The following is an 18,494-nucleotide window of genomic DNA, read 5'->3' on the forward strand; positions in this document are numbered from 1 at the left end:
AGTCCAAGCCTGTGGCAGATTGCCTTGGTGAAGGCATGGCTGGCGATTTTTTGCATTTTGGCACGCAAATCTCACACAAATGCGCGATTCCGGTGGACGAGAATCTTGCACCTCGGTATTCTGAATCTGATGGTCGGCAAGTCATGTTGGCTGTCGTCTATAGAAAAATAACCAGAGGTAGGTAGATCATGATCGAGGAAAACAAGGACGTTGTGTACGGTACCGAAGACTTGTTGATGAGTCTGTGTAATTCGGTGACCCGGGTGTTGAACGTCGCGACCCAAAGCAAGGTCAATTACTCGGGGATGGTGCAGCGGATTACCAAGATCGGCCTGAAGCCGGACATCGGCTGCTTCGTGCTGTTCGACGGCGGCTTCACCGGCCTGGTGGTGCTGAACTTTGCCGCCGACACGGCCATGGAAATTTACGAACGCTACATGTTGCACATGGGCATGCCGAAGTCCGAGCTGGCCGGCTCGCACACGTCGGACGAGGTGTCCAACATCATGGGCGAGCTGATGAACCAGATCGTCGGCGACTTCACCGGCAAGATCCGGCGCGAACTGCAGACCAACATCACGCAGAACCAGCCGAAGATGCTGGTGCTTAACAAGCAGGTGATGTTGAGCGTGGACACGCCGCTGGACCGTCCGGAAATGCGCCGCGTGACCTTCTACACCGAGAAGAGCAACATCTTCTATCTGGAACTGGCGATCGACCGCACCGAATTCATCCGCCTGCACGACTTCGACTCGAGCGAGGTGGCCGATCCGGATGCGCTGATGGACCAGGAGCGCGACAATCATGCCTCGGCGCAATCGCAGCCGCACTTCTCCGGGGGCGACGACGACTCCGACGAACTGCTCAAATCGCTGGGCATGTAGGCCGGCGGTGTGGAAAATTTGATACAACTGAACAAAAGCTAACGTTGTTTTTTGTCACCACAACCGGCCTGCGGGCCGGTCCCGCCGCCTTCTAATATTCAGTCGCGCCGCCCGGCGCGCCGAATTTCTATCAGTTAATTGCACTTTGCTTATATTGCTCTTGCAATATCCGGTATCAATGAATGAAAATACCGCCTCTTCGCAAGACGGTGGCATTCTAGACATTCCGCTTGCGTTGCCACGGTCGCGCCAGACGACCGGGCAATATCAAAAAGAGAGAACAGGAGACACTGTTTATAACTCTTGGATTTACCTCAACTCGGGAAATTGAATGATCAAACTGTCGAAGATGCACAAGCGCCTGCTGGCGCTGAGCGCCGTCATGCCTATCGGTTCCGCCATGGCGCAAACCGCCGCCGCCGAGCCGCAGCTGGAAACCGTCACCGTGACCGCCCAGCGCCGCACCGAAAACATCAAGGACGTGCCGGTATCGGTCTCCTTGCTCAAGGATGAAAAGCTGGACGTGCTGCTGTCCGGCGGCCAGGACATCCGCCTGCTGGCCGGCAAAGTGCCGTCGCTGAACGTTGAATCGTCGAACGGCCGTACCTTCCCGCGCTTCTACATCCGCGGCTACGGCAACACCGACTTCAGCACCTTCGCCTCGCAGCCGGTCTCGCTGGTGTATGACGACGTGGTGCAGGAAAACGGCATCCTGAAAGGTTTCCCGATCTTCGACGTGGCCGGCGTGGAAGTGCTGCGCGGCCCGCAGGGTACGCTGTTCGGCCGCAACACCCCGGCCGGCGTGGTCAAGTTCGAATCCGAAAAGCCTAACTTCAAGAAGGTCGACGGTTATTACAACGTGTCGTGGGCCACCCACAACACCGTCAACGCCGAAGCCGCCGTCAACGTGCCGCTGTCGAGCGAGTGGGCGATGCGCGTTTCGACGCTGCGCCAGCACCGCGACAACTTCGTCGACAACACCTACACCAAGCAGAACGATGTACTGGAGGGCTACAACGAACACGCCGAGCGCGTGCAGTTCCTGTACAAGCCAAGCACCACGTTTGACGCCCTGTTCAATGTGCACTCGCGCATGACCACCGGCAGCGCGCGCCTGTTCCGCGCCAACATCATCAAGAAGGGCACCAACGACTTCGCCGACGGTTACGACTTCACCAAGATCAACACCAACGGCCTGAACATGCAGAGCCTGGACACCAACGGTGCCAACGCCCGCCTGACCTGGGACCTGGGTTCGGTCAAGCTGTTCTCGATCACCGGCTACGAAGGCGTGGACAACTACTACAGCCGCGGCGACATCGACGGCGGCACGCCGACCGGCCCGGGCTTCATTCCATTCCAGGTACAGACCGGTGGCGGGCTGACCGGCCTGCACCAGTACAGCCAGGAATTCCGCGTCGAATCGAAGAACGCGGGTCCGCTGAACTGGCAGACCGGCGTCTACTACTTCAAGGAAAGCGCCGACGGCTACAGCAACAACTTCGACAGCAACACCCAGGCGCAGACCTCGCACCTGGCCAGCCACCAGAACAACACCGCCTCGGCAGTGTTCGGCTCGCTGACCTATGACCTGTCGGAAAAAGTCGTGCTGCGCGGCGGCCTGCGCTACACCGACGACAAGAAGGATTTCCGCACGGTTGAAGCGGTCAACGTGACGCAGATCGGTCCCAAGTCGGTGGAAGAGAGCAAGAGCAAGACCAACTGGGACATGAGCGCGACCTACAAGGTCAACAAGGACGTCAACGCCTACGCCCGCGTGGCGACCGGCTTCCGCGCACCGAGTATCGCGGCCGCCTCGGCATCGGTGCCGATCACCGTGGCCGACGCTGAAACCATCACCTCGTACGAAGCCGGCATCAAGGCCGATTTGTTCAACCGCCGCGCCCGCGCATCGGTCAGCATCTACGACTACGACGTGAAGAACCAGCAGCTGACCGTGGTCGGCGGCAACTCCAACGTCACCAAGCTGATCAACGCTGCCAAGACCGCCGGTCGCGGCTTGGAAGCGGACTTCGAAGCCTTCGTGACGCCGGACTTCAAGGTCACCGCCGGCGGTTCGTATAACTTCACCGAGATCAAGGACCCGTCGCTGTCCGTGGCCAAGTGCGGTTCGTGCACCGTGACCGATCCGATCAACGCGGCCGGCCGTGTGGTCATCGACGGCAACCCGCTGCCGCAGGCGCCGAAGTACATCCTGAACGCCACCGCGCGCTACAACTGGGCGCTGGCCGACGGCAACCTGTTCGTGCTGACCGACTGGTCGTATCGCAGCAAGATCAACTTCTTCCTGTACGAAGCCAAGGAATTCACCGGCAAGTCCATGGTGGAAGGCGGCCTGCGCATGGGTTACAACTGGTCCGGCGGCAAGTATGAAGTGGCGGCCTTCGCTCGCAACATCACCAACACCGAGCGTATCATCGGCGCGATCGACTTCAACAACCTGACCGGCTTCGTCAACGAGCCGCGCCAGTTCGGCGTGCAGTTCAAGGGCGGCTTCTGATTTTTGCCCGCTAGCCTAGACAGCTAGAAATTGGCCGTATATAATGCGGCCTCTTTTCCCTGATAGCTCAGTCGGTAGAGCGACGGACTGTTAATCCGCAGGTCCCTGGTTCGAGTCCAGGTCGGGGAGCCAGAATACGAAAGGGCCCGTGAGCAATCACGGGCCCTTTTCCGTTTGTGGACGGCTATATTCTTTCACTAATTCTCCAAAACTTGTACCAGTGTATAAAGGCGCGCCCCGCTTTTTCCTACACTAGCGCGTTACGCCATTCCGGCGATCCGCGCAGCTGTGCATGTGAAAGAGGGTAAGTAGATGAAAGACCAAGGAGTGGGGACATGAAGGGCTTGTCTTTGGGGGCCTTCGTTTTATCGGGCATGGGTGCTACGGCCGCCTGCGCCGCCGATACGGTCCTGGAATTGCATATCGTCCACCGCCCGCCTTACCTGGTGGTGGGGCCGAATCTGCAGGTCAGCGGCTCGTCGGTCGAGCCCACCGTGAGGGCGTTTGAAAAAGCTCATATCCCGGTCAAATGGCGGGAGATCCCGGCCTTGCGCCAGCTCGCGCTGCTGCGTAAAAACAGCGGCAAGTTTTGTTCGGTCGGCTGGTACAAGACGCCTGAACGCGAAAAATTCGCCAAGTATTCCAATCCGGTGTCGCAGGACGGGCCGTGGGTGGCCGTGGTCTCTTCCCGTTTCCCTCGGATCGCCGCGACCGTCGACGGCATCCTGTCCGACGCAAAACTGACGGTGCTGATGAAGGATGGCTTTGTCTACGGCACCTATCTGGACAAGAAATTCAGCACCATGAAGGCGGCGCGCATGGCCAGTGCGGGCGATATGCCGCAACTGTTCAACATGATCGCGGCCGGCCGCGCCGACGTTCTTTTCGCGCCGAAGGAAGAAGCGGAATACTATCTGGCGCTGGGCATCTTCCGCACCGAGCAGCTGCGCGTCGTCACCTTCAAGGAAATGCCGCAGGGCTATTACCGCCACCTGATGTGCTCCCAGCAAGTGGAGGACAGCGAGATCGCCAGGTTCAACGCGGCGCTGGCGCGCCACCCCTGATCGCGCGGCGCTAGAACAGGTCGATGCTGCCTGACGCGACTTCTTCCAGCACGCCGCGGTCGATCAGGTCATCGTAGTGGAAGATGCGGTTGCGGCCGGCGCTCTTGGCTTCGTACAGCGCCCGGTCGGCCTGGTTGATGACGGTTTGCGGCAGCACGCTGGGGTTGGCGACGCAATAGCCGCCGCTGACCGTGACCCGGCCGACCTGGGGGAAATTGAATTCCTCCACGCAGCGGCGCACGCGTTCGAACACCTGCGCGGCGGCGTGGCTGTCGTCGGCGGCGATGACGACGACAAATTCCTCGCCGCCGTAGCGGTACAGCAGGTCATGGCGGCGGAACGCCCTTTCCAGCAGGCGCGCCACCAGCAGCAGGATCTCGTCGCCGATGATATGGCCATGGCCGTCGTTGATGCGCTTGAAGTGGTCGATGTCGAGCACGCCCAGCCAATAGGTTTGCAGCTCGGCCACCCGCCGGTCCGGCGTGCGCGCGTCGGCGGCGCCATGCCAGCGCCCGGACATGCGGTCCCACAGTCGCCCCAGGTTGAGCTCCAGCGCGTAACGGTTGAGCAGGCCGGTCAGGCGGTCGCGCTTGCTGGTGTCGAGCAGGGCGTAGTAGTTGCAAAACACTTCCAGCACGCCGTCGACGAGGGCGTCTTCGTGGGGCGTGACATCGTGTTCGCGCTCAAACAGAAAGTACCCGCGCAGCGTGTCGCCGTTGTACAGGGGATAGCCGACGATATAGCCGTCGCGGTGCTGGCGGCTGCAGTGGCGTCCCAGCATGCGCATGCCGTCGAACAGTTCGCGCACATGATCCGGCAGGACGATACCGGTATGAATCTCCTCGATCCGCTCGATGGTGCGCTGGAGTTCGCCGTGTTGCGCATCCACGGCGTGGGCGTGGTGCAGCGCGCGCACCACTTCACGGTGGCGGTCTACACGGTACAGCGTGGTGGAGCGCGCCCCGAGCACAGGACCCAGCATGCGTAACAGACTTTGCTCCAGCAAGGGCATTTCCCGCAGCGCCGTCATGGCGCCCAGTTTCTTGAGCAGGCTGGTGGTGGGCGCGTTCGGTGGTTTATTGCTCATTGGTCGATTCGGTAGGGGGCATCGCGGCGTTTCCGGCCGGGAGGCAACGGTGCAGTGTAGGCAAGGCCGGCCTTAGTCGCTATGCACTAGAGCATATTCGCAAAAAGAAAAATCATTGCGCAACAAAATGTTTGCGCTAACATTTTTAGCGATTACAATGTGATTTATAAACATAAGTTAATAAAATGCAACAATATTTTTTTAAACAACGAGAGAAGTTTCGGCGGGAAATTGTGCGGCGTTATGGCGTCAGCGACGACGAATACACCGAGATGACGCTTGCCATCGCGCCTATTGCCCACCCGTTCACGGCCGCCAAGGGCGAGTATCTGCAGCGGCAGGGCGGCGTGGCGCAATCGATCTACTGGATTACCGAAGGCGTGACGCGCAATGGCTTCATCGTGGTGTCCGGCGCCGACGTCACCATACGCTTCGCCACGGAGGGCTGGAACGCCAACGCGCACGAGGATTTGCTGTCGATCTCGGACGGCGTGCCCGCGATGCAGTTCATCATGGCGGAAACGGCGGTGCGCGGCTTCCGTTGGGACTGGGCCGACATCTGCCGGCTGCGTGACGAAAGCCAGTTTTTCAGCAACTATTATCTGAAGGTGCTCGAGCATATGATCAAGCTCAGCGCCCGCCGCACTTACGCCTTCGCGGCCAGTACGGCGCTGGAACGGCTGGAGGCCTTCCGCTCCGACTATCCGGGCCTGGAGTGCCGGATCTCGCAACGCATCCTGGCGTCCTACCTGGGGGTGACGCAACCCTATCTGTCGCGCATCCTGGCGGCCCATCCGGCGGGCGGAGAAGGAAGTTAAAAAAGACATGTCTTTTATGCTATATTTTGCCGTTTCTATAACGACGGGATGCGGCGATGCTGGAGAGATTCTTGATGGGGGCGGGACTGGCGTTGAGCATGGCTACGGGCGCGTGTGCCGAGGCGCCGTTGCCGGCGCAGGTGCGCGTGACGCATACGGCGCCCGATACCTGGCGCGTGGAGTACCAGTTCTCGCAGCCGGTGACGGCGCTGTCGTTCCGGCCGGTCGGCGACTATCGTAAAACTTCCTGGAAAGTGCTGACGCCGGGCGTGACGCTGACCACCGGCGCGGACGAGGATGCGCTGGCCGCGTCCGACGGCAAGCCGCTGCGGCAGGTCAGCCTGGAGATCGCCACTTTCGATGCGTTGGTGGAGAAGCAGTACGTGGCCATGGACCGTTTTTCCGACGGTGGCCGCGCCGTGTACCTGGGCTTCCTGCAGGGCGATGCCCGGCAGGGGGCGGTGCAGCGCGATGTTGCCGCCAACTTCACGCTGGAGGGGCTCGGCAATGAATATGTGCTGACGCCGGCCTCGCCGGCGGATCCATCGCGCGGCGCGACGCCGTATGCCTATTTCGGCCCGCAAGCGCCGGTAGCGGCCGGCGACGCCAACATCATTCTCGATCCGAAACTGCCGGCCTGGGCGGTCGAGGCCATGCTCGACGCGACCGCTAAAATCTCCAGCTATTACACCGGCGCCTATCGGCAGAAATTGAAACAGCCCTTATTGCTGCTGGTCGCCGCCGGCGACACCGAAGCGCCGGGGCTGTCGATCAAGGGCGGCGCGATCGGTGGGCAGATCGCCTACCGCTTCGGCGGCGCCGGCTTGCAGACGGACCATCCCAAGAAGCGGCAATTGATCGCCCGGCTGGTGGCGCACGAAATGGCCCATCTGTGGCAGAACAATGTCAGCCGGGGCGGCCTCAGCGAGCAGTCTCCGCCCTGGGTGCATGAGGGCGGCGCCGATGCGATGGCGCTCGACGGTCTGTTGCGCAGCGGCGTCTGGAGCGCGGAACAGGGCCAGGCTTATGTCGAGGCGACGCTGAAGGAGTGCGAACAGCTGGAGCACAGCCTGGCCACCTATCGCGGCATCTACGCCTGCGGCTTCGAGCGCTACCACAAGCTGAACGTCGGCATCGTGCCGCTGTGGCGGGCGATGATCGCGGCGGCCGAGGAGCGCGGCGAGTTTTATTCCGAAGCGATGATCAGCTCGTATGCGGCGCAGGGAGGCAAGGCCGCGCCTTGATGTGCGTCAAACGCGTAACCGGGCCGCTTCTTATCATGGTAGTCCTAACGTTTAAGGAGACCGCCATGGCCAACAATCTAATGCGTATGGACCCGTTCCGCGATATCGCGCGCTTCGATCCCTTCCGCGATATCGATGAAATGTTTCGCGATTTTTCTCCGTCCCTGTGGCGCAATTCCGAGGTGATGCCGCGCCTGCGGATGGATGTCAGCGAGACCGAAAAAGAGTATCTCGTCAAGGCCGAAATTCCCGGCGTGCAGAAAGATGACATCAAGGTCGCCATCAACGGCAACCAGGTGTCGCTGTCGGCGGAAGTCAAGGATGAGCAGCCGGCAACAACCGGCAAGAGCGGCGCCTTGCGTACCGAGCGTTACTACGGACACATACAACGCAGCTTCACGCTGCCGCAGGACGTCGACGACGACCAGGCGCAGGCGCGCTATGAAAACGGCGTGCTGCATCTGACGCTGCCGAAGAAGGTCGGCACCGGCGCCAAGCAGTTGTCGATACAGTAGTTCGACGCGGCGGCGCGCGCAAGGCGGGCGCGTCAGCGCGATCTGGTCAGTTCATGGATAATTGGGGATACCTTCTTATCTTGAACAAAGGATATCCATGTCTGACCTGTCCGCTGAGCTATCCGCGTTTCCCATCACCCAGAAATGGCCGGCCTCGCATCCGGAACGCGTGCAGCTGTATTCGCTGCCGACGCCGAATGGCGTCAAGGTGTCCATCATGCTGGAAGAGACCGGCCTGGCCTACGAGCCGCACCTGGTCAGCTTCGACCGCAACGACCAGATGTCGCCGGAGTTTCTGTCGCTGAACCCGAATAACAAGATTCCCGCCATCATCGATCCGAACGGCCCGGGCGGCAAGCCGCTGGCGCTGTTTGAATCGGGCGCCATCCTGATGTATCTGGCCGAGAAGACCGGCAAGTTCCTGCCAGCGGATGCGGCCCTGCGTTACGAAACCATGCAGTGGGTGATGTTCCAGATGGGCGGCATCGGGCCGATGTTCGGCCAGGTGGGATTCTTCCATAAATTCGCCGGCAAGGAGTATGAGGACAAGCGTCCGCTCGAGCGCTATGTGGCTGAGTCGAAGCGCCTGCTGGGCGTGCTGGAGCAACGCCTGCAAGGCCGCGAATGGATCATGGGCGAGCAGTACACGATCGCCGACATCGCCACCTTCCCGTGGGTGCGCAATCTGGTCGGTTTCTATGGTGCCGGCGAGCTGGTCGGCTTCGATCAATTCCCTCATGTCCAGCGTGTGCTGGCGGCGTTTGTTGCCCGTCCCGCTGTCGCAACTGGACTGGACGTGCCCAAGCGCGGCTGACGCCGTTCAGTGAGACGGCGCGCGGCAGGCCGGGTCCGCATCCCAGCGGCCCGAGCAGATGCGCGATCGGCACAGCATGCCTTCGATCAGGCCCAGCTGCTTGCAGCGGGCCAGCAACTGGGCCGTGCTGTCCCCTTCCTGACGTTCGACCACGTCGCGGCTGCGTTCGGGCGCCACCACGCTTGGCTTGCCCGCGTGGGCGACCAGCGCCGCCAGCAGGGCGACGTCGGTGTCGCCGGCGGCGGCCGGCGTTGGCGTGGTGCGGGCCTGTACCTTGACAGGAGCTGGACGTGGCGAAGCGGTGCTTGCCAAGGTGGCGGGGGCGGCTGGGCGTGTTTTCTGCACCGCCGGTCCGGCTGAACGTTCAGCGGACACGCCGGCTGCCGGATCGTTGATAATTGACGCCGCCTGATTGCTGCTGCGCTCGGCCGGCGGCGCTTCATGATGCTCCACCGCCGCTGGCATGGCCGGCACGCTCGAACCGACACGTCCAGGCTTGAAGGAGTCCGGCGTGATGGTCTTCTTGTGCATCATCCACGCCATGCCGGCCATCGTCAGCAGCAGTACGCATAAACCGATGGTCCAGCCGTCGATGGTCCAGCCGGCGGTGCGCGCCGGCTTGGCCGCCGGACTGCGGCCGTGTTCCAGGTGCGCGAGGATGCGTTTGCCGCCGTCCGCCGGACCGCGTACCGTACTCATCAAGTCGGGTTTTTGTTTCGACGTATCCACAGTATTTTCTCCGAGTTTGATCTGGTCTTTCACGCCGCGCGGTAAAGCGCCTACGATGGTGCGTTCCAGTCCCAGCCAGTGTCCGGTCTGCGGGGCGATCTTGCTTTGACGGAGCGCACCATGTTTCTCTTTTCAGTGCTGATGTTTTTCCTGTTTGCTTGTGTTGCCGCCTGGCTGGCACTGTTCCCGTCCGGCAGGGAGGTGGTGGTGCTGTCGATGGCGGCGGCAGTCCGCCGCATCGGGCAGCAAATGCGCGACCGCTGTCTTGCCGGAGGCCGGCAGGCCGCGACGGCCGGGCGCGGCGCCGGCGCCGGACTGATGCAGGTGCTGCGCTTCCTGCAGCGGCGGTACCTGTTGATCCTGTCAGCCGCTGTGCTGCTGACGGTGCCGACGATGCTGGCGCTGGTGCTCAGCGGCCGCAGCATGCTGGGCGGCTACGACAGCGACAGCCGCGCCATCAACGAGCAGGTCACCGAGCTGCTGAAAGGCGAACAGCTGGCGCTGCCGGCGCCGCTGCCGCCGCCGGCGTTCACCACGGCCGAGGTCACGCTGGTGCGGCCGATGCTGGACGGCGCCAACCGCAACTGGCAGTTGCTCGATCCCGAGTTTGCCCAGCGCCTGCTGTTGGTGTTCAAGATCATGAAGGAGGCGCACGGCTACGACATGGCCATCCTGGAGGGCTACCGCAGTCCCGAGCGGCAGAACGCGCTGGCCGCGGCCGGCCCCGGCGTGACCAACGCCAAGGCTTTCCAGAGCTATCACCAGTTCGGCCTGGCGGCGGATTGCGCTTTCCTGCGCAACGGCAGGCTGGTGATCTCGGAAAAGGATCCGTGGACGATGCGCGGCTATCGCCTGTATGGCGAGGCGGCCGAGGCGGCGGGCCTGCGCTGGGGCGGACGCTGGACCATGATGGACTTCGGCCACACGGAGTTGCGCGTAGCGGGCATGGCCAGAAAATAGAGCGGCGCGGCAATTATTGTTTTCTGTCAAAAAATTCTTCCATGGTTGGTGGCAACATTGACCGGTCCGCTTGCTACTCAGGCGCTTTATTCCCGCCGGCCACGTCCTCATGATGCGAAGAATCTGGTACTTCCTCACCGATACCCGCCGCCTGACCATCATCGGCCTGACAGCCATGGCGGCCTTCTTTTACCTGGGCGCGCAAGTGCTCGAGCTGGCGCTGATCTGGGCGCTGGCGGCCGCCGCGCTGATGCTGCTGCTGGCCGCGTCGATCTGGCTGTGGCGGCGGTTGCGGGCGCGGCGCGAATCGGACAAGCTGGGCGAGGCCATCGGCACCCAGTCCGGCGCCGAGGTCAAGGCCATCCGCGACAGCATGATGAAAGCGATCGAGACCATCAAGGGCTCGAAGATGGGCATCGTGTCCGGCAAGCGGGCCTTGTATGAGCTGCCTTGGTACATGATCATCGGGAATCCGGCCGCCGGAAAAAGCACGGCCATCGCCAACTCCGGCCTGCAGTTCCCCTTCGCCGACGGCAAGATCGTGCAGGGCGTGGGCGGCACCCGCAATTGCGACTGGTTCTTCACCACCGACGGCATCCTGCTCGACACCGCCGGCCGTTATTCGGTGCTCGACGAGCATCGTGCCGAGTGGTTCGGCTTCCTCGACCTGCTGAAGAAGTACCGCCGCCGCGCGCCGATCAACGGCATCCTGATCGCGGTCAGCATCGCCGAGCTGCGCGGCGACGATCCCGAGGTGGGCATCAAGCTGGCGCGCAGCCTGCGCAAACGCGTGCAGGATCTGATCGAACGGTTGGAAGTGTTCGCGCCGGTGTACGTGGTGTTCACCAAGGCCGACCTGATCGCCGGCTTCAGCGAGTTCTTCGCCCGTGCCGAGCGGGCCGAACGCGAGCGCGTGTGGGGCGCGACCATGCCCTATAAACGCCAGGCCAGCAGCCAGCAGATGCTCGCTTTTTTTGACTACAGCTTCGACGAATTGTGCGACGGCCTCAAGCAACTGAGCCTGGCCAACATGGGCCAGCAGCGGCGCGACCGCATGGAACCCGGCGTGTTCACCTTCCCGCTGGAGTTCGCGACGATACGCACGCCGCTGCGCGCCTTCCTGGCCACGCTGTTCGAGGAAAACCCATTCCAGTTCAAGCCGGTGTTTCGGGGCTATTACTTCACCAGCGCGCTGCAGGAGGGGATGCCGGTCAGCGAACAATCGCAGCGCCTGGCCCGGCGTTTTGCGCTGACGGTATCCGATGCGCCCGCGATTACCGGCGCAGGGCAGTCCGGCTTCTTCCTGCTGAACTTATTCCGCAAGGTGATCTTCGCGGACAAGGACCTGGTGTCGCAGTACGCCAGCAAGAGCAAGGTCAAGCTGACGTATGCGGCGTTTTTCGCGGCGGTGTTGGCGCTGGGCGGGGCGCTGGGCGGATGGAGCTGGTCTTACCTGGGCAACCGTCAACTGGTCAGCAATGTGCAGGCGGACCTGGACAAGGTCGTCAAGCTGCAGGAAAAGCGGCTCGATCTGCAGTCGCGCTTCGAGGCGCTGGAGGTCATCCAGGACAGGATAGCGCAGCTGGAGAAGTATCGCGCGGACCGGCCATGGTCGCTGCGTATGGGGCTGTATCAGGGCGAACTGCTGGAGCGCAAGCTGCGCGAGGAATATTTCTCGGGCGTGCGCGAAGTGATGCTCAAGCCTGTGGTGGCCAATCTGGAGACTCTGCTGTCGGAGATGAACGCGCATGCCGACCAGTTGCAGATGTCGGGCGGCGCGCCGGCACCATCCACGCCCGGCCGCCAGTTCCAGGAAGCCTCCGCCATCAATGTGGAAGACGCCTACAACGCGCTGAAAAGCTATCTGATGCTGGCCGACAGCGAGCATGCCGAGCCGGGGCACCTGAACGACCAGCTCACGCGTTACTGGCGCGGCTGGCTTGAGAACAACCGCGGCGCCATGCCGCGCGAGCAGATGATCCACAGCGCCGAGCGGCTGATGACTTTCTACCTGGCCCAGATCTCCGATCCATCGTGGCCGCGCATCGAGCAGAAGCTGGCGCTGGTCGACCAGGCGCGCGAGAACCTGCGCCGCGTGGTGCGTGGCATGCCGGCGCGGGAACGCGTCTACGCCGACATCCGCGCCCGCGCCAACACCCGCTTCCCGGCGATGACGGTGGCGCGCGTGGTGGGGGAGCAGGACCAGGCGCTGGTCACCGGCAGCTACGCCATTCCCGGCGCCTACACCCGCGAGGCGTGGGAGAAGTTCGTGCAGAGCGCCTTCCGCGAAGCGGCCACGCACGAACTGCAAAGCGCCGACTGGGTGTTGAAAACCGCCGCCCGCGACGACCTCACGTTGGAGGGCAGTCCCGAACAAATCGAGAAGGGCCTGACCGATCTGTACAAGGCGGACTACGCGCGCGAGTGGCAGAAGTTCGTACAAGGTGTCACCATCGCCAACCTGAATGGTTTCGATGCGGCCGTCATCGCGATGAACCGGCTCGGCGATCCGCAATCGTCGCCGCTCATCAAGCTGCTGAACACGATCCACCAGCAAACCTCGTGGGACAACCCGTCCGTCATGAGCGCCGAGCTGAAAGAGGCGCAGTCGGGCTTCGTCAACTGGATCAAGAATAGCGTGCTGCGGCGCGGGTCGTCGCAAATCAACGTTAACGTCCAGCTGGACCAGGCCCGCGTCGAGAAGCCGGAGGGACCTATCGGACGTGAATTTTCCGGCGTCGGCAAACTGGTGGCGCTCAAGGACAAGGACGCATCGCTGATGCGCTCTTATATGGACGCGTTGTCCAAGCTGCGCAGCCGGCTCAATCAGCTGAAGAATCAGGGCGATCCCGGTCCCGGCGCGCGCCAGTTCATGCAGCAGACGCTTGAGGGCAGCGGCTCCGAGCTGGCCGACGCGCTGCGCTACGTCGACGAACAAATGCTGACCGGGATGAGCGATTCGCAAAAGCTGTCGATTCGTCCCATCCTGGTGCGGCCGCTGATGCAGACCTTTGCCGTCCTGGTCGGCCCGGCCGAGGCGGAACTCAACAAGACCTGGCTGGCGCAGGTGTATGAACCGTTCCAGCAATCGCTGGCGAACAAATATCCGTTCTCGCCGAACGCCCGCATCGAGGCCGGCAGCGCCGAAATCGCCCAGTTCTTCGGTCCCGATGGCCTGATCGCCAAATTCGCCACCACCGCCATGGGCCCGCTGGTGCTGCGTCGCGGCGACGTGCTGGCGGCGCGCACCTGGGCCGACATGGGCATCATGCTGTCGCCGCAAACGGTGGCGCGCTTCCCCGGCTGGATCGCGCCCATCGGCGCGGGCGGTGTGGCTGCCGTGTCGGCCGCCGCGCAAACCATCTTTCAGATCCAGCCCATGCCGGCGCCGGGCACGCTGGAATATACCGTCGATATCGATGGCCAGCAGCTTCGCTATCGCAACACGCCCGCGCAATGGGCCAACATGGTTCACCCAAGTCCGCAGGGTGTGCCAGGCGCCCGCATCACCGCCGTGGCGTTCGACGGCCGCAGCGTCGAAGTGTTCAACGAAGCCGGCCAGTTCGGACTGCGGCGCATGATCGACGCCGCCGCCAAGCAAAAGCGCGACGGTGGCGTGTTCGAGCTGCGCTGGACCGCCGGCGCCATCACGGTGACGATGGGCCTGAAAATCGTCAGCAGCCCGGAGAGCGCGGGTACCGCGCCGCAGGAGCAGGGGTTCCGTGGCATGAAGCTGCCGGAGACCATCGTCGGTGCGCCGTCCGCCGCATCGGCCGGAGCCGCTCCATGAAGCGGGGGGCGCAGACCGCGCGCATCGGCTACTTCGGCAAGCTGCCGGCGCGCGGCGACTTTATCAAGGCGGCCGATAACCTGGCGCTGGCCAACCTGTTGGACGGCTGGCTGGCCGAAGTCATGAACCTGCTCAGCATCGATCCGCGCTGGAAGCTGAACTACGACGCCTTGCGGCCGCTGGACTTCGCCTTCGTCGGCACGCGCAGCAGGCGCGCCATCGCCGGCCATCTGCGGACCAGCGGCGACCTGTCGCAGCGGCGCTATCCCTTCCTCGGCATGAGCGCCATCGAGATCGACGAGCCGAGCAAGTTTGTCGCCCGCAGCCCGCTGGTGCTGGCGCCGTTGTGGCACGCCGTGGCTCCGCTGATCGGCGGCGTGATGGACGCGGATGATCCCGATCCCGCTTTGCAGGCGCTGGCCGCGACCACCGTCTATATCGATCCCGGCGAGGCGATGCACGAACAATTGTTCACCGACTTCCTCGATCGCCACAACATCGCGGGGTTGGAGACGATGCTCGCGCGCAGCTCTGTGCGCCGAACCATATTGGCGATCGGTCTGCTGCTGCAGCCGGTGCGCCGCAGCGGGGCTGAGCGATTGGACAAAAGCCTGGTACTGCCGTTGCCGGCATCGGAGCGCCAGCGCAACCTGGTGGCCGCCTTCTGGCTGGACCTGATCACGCCGTTTTTGCATCAGGCGGACTTTGAACTGAGCCTGTTCTTTGCCGAACTGCGTGAGCAGCCGGTGCTGGTGATCGGTTTCAGCGGAGCCGCTCCGGAAACCCTGCAGGCCATCATCGATCCACGCTGCGCCCTCGAACAGCAGATCACCTTTGAATACGCGGGCTGGGTCGATGAACTGATCGCCGGCGACGCCAATGTGCAGAAACTGTCGGCGTACCTGGAGCAGGGGCAGTTGTCGCTGCGCTCGGCCCACGCGCTGTTCCACGAAACCTTTTCCTGATGAGGAGTCCTGCGATGCGCCAGCGGACCATCTGGCCGGCGGTGACGCCGGTATTGCTGTCAACGTCGCTCTACTGCGCCGCGCAGATGCCGTTGCCCGTGTCGCCCAAGCCGGGGCAGATACTGGTCAGTGGCGCCGTGCCGGATGAAGCCAGCAAGGCCGCCATGCTGCAGCGCGTGCGTGAGTTGTATGGCGCCGATCGGGTGGTCGACCAGGTCGCGATTTCACCGGTGTCGCTGCCGCCCAACTGGAACGGCTATGTGCGGAAGCTGATCCAGCCGAACCTGAAGCTGATCAGCAAGGGCGAACTCAAGATCGACGGCACCAATGTGACCGTGCGCGGCGAGGTGGCCAACGAGGCGCAGCGGCAGCAGATCGCCAGCGATATCGCCACCAGCCTCAATCCCGGCTACACCGTCAACAACGGCTTGCGTGTCAGCGCGGCCGAGCAGAACCTGCTGGATGAGACGCTCGCCAGGCGCATCATTGAATTCGAAAGCGGCAAGGCGGCGCTGACGGCCTCCGGCAAAGGCATCCTGGACGAAATGGCCGCCGCGCTGCAAAAGGTCAAGGGCAAGAAGGTGGAAGTGATCGGCCATACCGACAACGTCGGTCTGCGCGAGAGCAACCTGACGCTGAGCCTCGCGCGCGCCGAAGCGGTGCGGACTTACCTCGCCGGCAAGGCGATACCGTCGGAGATGGTGACGGTGTCCGGCCAGGGACCGGACCGGCCGGTTGCGGAGAACAGCAACGCGGAAGGCCGCGCGCGCAACCGTCGCATCGAGTTCCGCGTCGCGCAATAAAAATCTACGGCAGCGTGATCGTCACATAGGCCGGACGCGGGGCCAGCTTCACCAGATCGTTGTAGCCGGCCAGCGTATTCTGTGTCGAATGCGATAGCGACGACGCCAGTCCGATGTAGGCACCCAGGGCGATCACCGCGAACACCGCGCACATGGCCCACAGCGGCGTATTGCTGCGCAGTTTGTGGACGATCTGGTCCGGCCGTTCGGCCTGAGGGGCGAAGCCCTTGCTCTTGCCCTGGATATGGGCGATCTCATCGCCGACGCGCGCCGTCAGGTAGGCCAGCTTGTCGCCGGCGTCCAGCGCATACTTGCCGCGAAAGCCGATCAGCAGGCACATATGGAACACCTGCAGCGCCGCCAGCCGCGCGCCACCGCTGCTGCGCAATGCCTCCAGCCGGTCGAAGAAGTGCTCGCCCGCCAGCTGGTCGCCGAAGATCACAAGCTGCAGCGGACGCCGTTCCCAAGCGAAGCGCATCGGAAACTGCGACGACAGGATGATCTCGTCGAGCGCGGCGCAGAATGCGTACTTGGCCGCATCGATGTCTTCGCCTTGCGCGCGCAGCTTGCGCGCCTCGCTGTCGAATTCCGCCAGGTAGGCGGTGACGGTGTCGAGGAAGGGCGCCTCACCCGGCGGCACGCTGCCGTTTTTCAGCATGAACAGCAGGTAGAAGCCTTCCTGCAGCAGGTCCACCAGCGTTTGCACGTGGCCATAGCCAGGCTGCTGCTGGCGGCGTTGTCCACCCATCAGTGTCGGGATGGCGCGGCGTTCGACCGGCGAGGTCATGCCGCCACCGCGATGAGGTTGAGCCGCAGGTCGCGTATCCCTGCCGGTACGTAGATGGAGATCGATTGCGCCTTCAGCATTTGTTCGTACAGCATGCCTTTTCCCTCCAGGGCGAAGTAGTAGGTGTCCGGCTGGACCGGGATGGCCGCCGGCACTTGCGGAGCGTGGGTAAGCTTCACGCCGGGCATGGCGGAGAGTACGCATTTCTCCACGTCGTCCGGGGCGCCGACCTTGACGCGCAGCGGCACGATCTCCACCAGTTCCAATGCCGGCAACGCGGCGCTGACCGCAAGATAAAGCGTAGTGCGTTGGTCGATCTTGCCGGAATCGAGCTTGCCCAGGTGGTAGCTGGGCTTCTCCTCCGACAGCGCGATCGAAAAATACCGGGTGGAGATGACGGTGTCCAGCAGATCGCGGATGATGCGGTCCAGGCCGGAGAAGCATTGCGCCAGGTCGTCATGCCGGTAGCTGGGCAGATGGATCAATGAGTACTGCTTGGAGTAGGTCATCATGGAGCCGGCCAGCGCGAGCAGCGCTTCGAACAAGCGCTCCGGATGCAGCTCGGGATTGCGCACATAGTGCATCAGCGCCGCGGCCGACGTGCTGACGGTGTGCAGCAGCCAGAAGGACGAGACATCGCCGGAGCGGAACTCGATCACGTTGCGGCTGGGTTCACGCATGTGTCCCTGCAGCGACTGCACCTTGGCCTGCAGCGCATCCATCAGGCGGTCCAGCAGCGCCTTCAGCACCGGTGCGCTGGCAATCGACAGTCCGGGAGGGATGAAGTGCGGATCCGGCTCGAAGCCGCCCGTCACCAAGCGCCGCAGCTGTATCACGGGAATGCAGTCGAAGGCGCCCAGCGGCTCCTGATCCGACATCAGTCGCACGATCTTTTTCAGGTAGCTGACGTCCGTACTGACGGCCTGCGTGTACAGGTCCGCCGTCTCGCGCGAGGTCTGGCGGAAACGCGCGGCGCCTTGTTGTTCGGCCGTCGTGGCGTTGCCGCCGCCGGGGGACAGTGAGGGTAGGGCAGCGTAGAACGTCAGCTCCTGCAGATTCGGCGGCAAGGTGCCGAGGTCGATGGCGGTCGGCAGTGGGTCGCTGGACGGCGCATCGACGATTTCTCCGTCATGGAATATCGCGGAGAGCGATTGCAGGCGCAGGCGGTTGGTCTTCAGCGCGTCCAGATCCCATTCGATGGCGCGCACGCCCCACAGGTACGGATGCAGCACATGCGCCATCTGCTGCAGGCGCGCTTCGTGATACTGGTCCTGCTGCTGGAAGTGCTGCGGCCGCAGGAACAATCCTTCTCCCCAAAGAACCTTGGACGGAATACTCATGCTGTCTCCCTCTTTCTGGCAGCTGCGCCGCCGACGCTCCATTAGAGCGAAAGCGCCATTGGCGGAATTTGCGGCTGCGCAAGCAATGTAGAAGCGAAGCATCGTTTGAGTAAGCGCAATGGTGGGGATATGGCGTTCATGAATAATGGGTCCCTTCCTGTCCGCATAAGCAA

At 63.0% G+C, this 18,494-nt stretch carries 15 protein-coding genes and 1 tRNA gene; 12 read left to right on the forward strand and 4 right to left on the reverse strand.

The window, feature by feature from the left end:
• Positions 1–188 precede the first annotated feature (188 nt).
• The 4 genes from ABWW33_RS16110 to ABWW33_RS16125 all read left to right on the forward strand — a co-directional run bounded on the left by ABWW33_RS16110 (position 189) and on the right by ABWW33_RS16125 (position 4,469).
• Complete coding sequence (locus tag ABWW33_RS16110) at positions 189–884, forward strand: DUF3334 family protein (RefSeq protein WP_176651922.1); 696 nt, start codon at positions 189–191, stop codon at positions 882–884.
• Positions 885–1,215: 331 nt separating this feature from the next.
• Positions 1,216–3,405, forward strand: a complete 2,190-nt coding sequence (locus tag ABWW33_RS16115; protein WP_353402837.1) for a TonB-dependent receptor — start codon at positions 1,216–1,218, stop codon at positions 3,403–3,405.
• A gap of 56 nt (positions 3,406–3,461) precedes the next feature.
• Positions 3,462–3,537, forward strand: a tRNA-Asn gene (locus ABWW33_RS16120).
• Between the two features lie 203 nt (positions 3,538–3,740).
• A complete protein-coding gene (locus ABWW33_RS16125; RefSeq protein ID WP_353402838.1) occupies positions 3,741–4,469 on the forward strand; it encodes a substrate-binding periplasmic protein in 729 nt (242 codons plus the stop codon).
• A 10-nt stretch (positions 4,470–4,479) separates the two neighbouring features.
• On the opposite strand, the gene ABWW33_RS16130 is transcribed toward ABWW33_RS16125, so the two are convergent.
• Positions 4,480–5,556 carry a GGDEF domain-containing protein gene (locus tag ABWW33_RS16130; RefSeq protein WP_353402839.1) on the reverse strand — a complete coding sequence of 359 codons (1,077 nt, stop codon included), beginning with the start codon at positions 5,554–5,556 and terminating at the stop codon, positions 4,480–4,482.
• 233 nt (positions 5,557–5,789) lie between these two features.
• On the opposite strand from ABWW33_RS16130, the gene ABWW33_RS16135 reads away from it, so the two are divergent.
• The 4 genes from ABWW33_RS16135 (at position 5,790) to ABWW33_RS16150 (ending at position 8,947) form a co-directional block, all read left to right on the forward strand.
• Positions 5,790–6,374, forward strand: a complete 585-nt coding sequence (locus ABWW33_RS16135) for a Crp/Fnr family transcriptional regulator (protein ID WP_176651918.1) — start codon at positions 5,790–5,792, stop codon at positions 6,372–6,374.
• Positions 6,375–6,430: 56 nt separating this feature from the next.
• Complete coding sequence (locus tag ABWW33_RS16140) at positions 6,431–7,618, forward strand: hypothetical protein (RefSeq protein WP_353402840.1); 1,188 nt, start codon at positions 6,431–6,433, stop codon at positions 7,616–7,618.
• Between the two features lie 65 nt (positions 7,619–7,683).
• Positions 7,684–8,133 carry an Hsp20/alpha crystallin family protein gene (locus ABWW33_RS16145; RefSeq protein ID WP_176651916.1) on the forward strand — a complete coding sequence of 150 codons (450 nt, stop codon included), beginning with the start codon at positions 7,684–7,686 and terminating at the stop codon, positions 8,131–8,133.
• A gap of 97 nt (positions 8,134–8,230) precedes the next feature.
• Positions 8,231–8,947 carry a glutathione S-transferase N-terminal domain-containing protein gene (locus ABWW33_RS16150; RefSeq protein WP_176651915.1) on the forward strand — a complete coding sequence of 239 codons (717 nt, stop codon included), beginning with the start codon at positions 8,231–8,233 and terminating at the stop codon, positions 8,945–8,947.
• 6 nt (positions 8,948–8,953) lie between these two features.
• Here the strand turns inward: ABWW33_RS16150 and ABWW33_RS16155 are convergent, their stop codons facing one another.
• Positions 8,954–9,646 carry a hypothetical protein gene (locus tag ABWW33_RS16155; protein ID WP_353402841.1) on the reverse strand — a complete coding sequence of 231 codons (693 nt, stop codon included), beginning with the start codon at positions 9,644–9,646 and terminating at the stop codon, positions 8,954–8,956.
• A gap of 150 nt (positions 9,647–9,796) precedes the next feature.
• Between ABWW33_RS16155 and ABWW33_RS16160 the strand changes: the two genes are divergently transcribed.
• The 4 genes from ABWW33_RS16160 (at position 9,797) to ABWW33_RS16175 (ending at position 16,194) form a co-directional block, all read left to right on the forward strand.
• A complete protein-coding gene (locus ABWW33_RS16160; protein ID WP_353402842.1) occupies positions 9,797–10,636 on the forward strand; it encodes a M15 family metallopeptidase in 840 nt (279 codons plus the stop codon).
• A gap of 112 nt (positions 10,637–10,748) precedes the next feature.
• Positions 10,749–14,426 (forward strand): type VI secretion system membrane subunit TssM, encoded by a 3,678-nt coding sequence (gene tssM / locus ABWW33_RS16165; RefSeq protein WP_353402975.1) that lies wholly within the window; start codon positions 10,749–10,751, stop codon positions 14,424–14,426.
• The gene (gene tagF, locus ABWW33_RS16170) at positions 14,423–15,391 is read left to right on the forward strand and encodes a type VI secretion system-associated protein TagF (protein ID WP_353402843.1); all 969 of its coding nucleotides are present in this window, start codon (positions 14,423–14,425) and stop codon (positions 15,389–15,391) included. The genes tssM and tagF overlap by 4 nt, the downstream gene beginning before the upstream one ends.
• Before the next feature lie 14 nt (positions 15,392–15,405).
• Positions 15,406–16,194, forward strand: a complete 789-nt coding sequence (locus ABWW33_RS16175) for an OmpA family protein (protein WP_353402844.1) — start codon at positions 15,406–15,408, stop codon at positions 16,192–16,194.
• Positions 16,195–16,198: 4 nt separating this feature from the next.
• Here the strand turns inward: ABWW33_RS16175 and icmH are convergent, their stop codons facing one another.
• Both icmH and tssK read right to left on the reverse strand, forming a co-directional pair.
• Positions 16,199–16,981, reverse strand: a complete 783-nt coding sequence (gene icmH, locus ABWW33_RS16180) for a type IVB secretion system protein IcmH/DotU (protein WP_176651910.1) — start codon at positions 16,979–16,981, stop codon at positions 16,199–16,201.
• On the reverse strand, positions 16,978–18,321 hold the full coding sequence (tssK, locus tag ABWW33_RS16185; protein ID WP_353402845.1) for a type VI secretion system baseplate subunit TssK: 1,344 nt from the start codon (positions 18,319–18,321) through the stop codon (positions 16,978–16,980). Before tssK ends, icmH begins: the two co-directional genes overlap by 4 nt.
• Positions 18,322–18,494: the final 173 nt, after the last annotated feature.

This window comes from Duganella hordei (genome assembly GCF_040369125.1).
GTDB classification, from domain to species: domain Bacteria; phylum Pseudomonadota; class Gammaproteobacteria; order Burkholderiales; family Burkholderiaceae_D; genus Rugamonas; species Rugamonas hordei.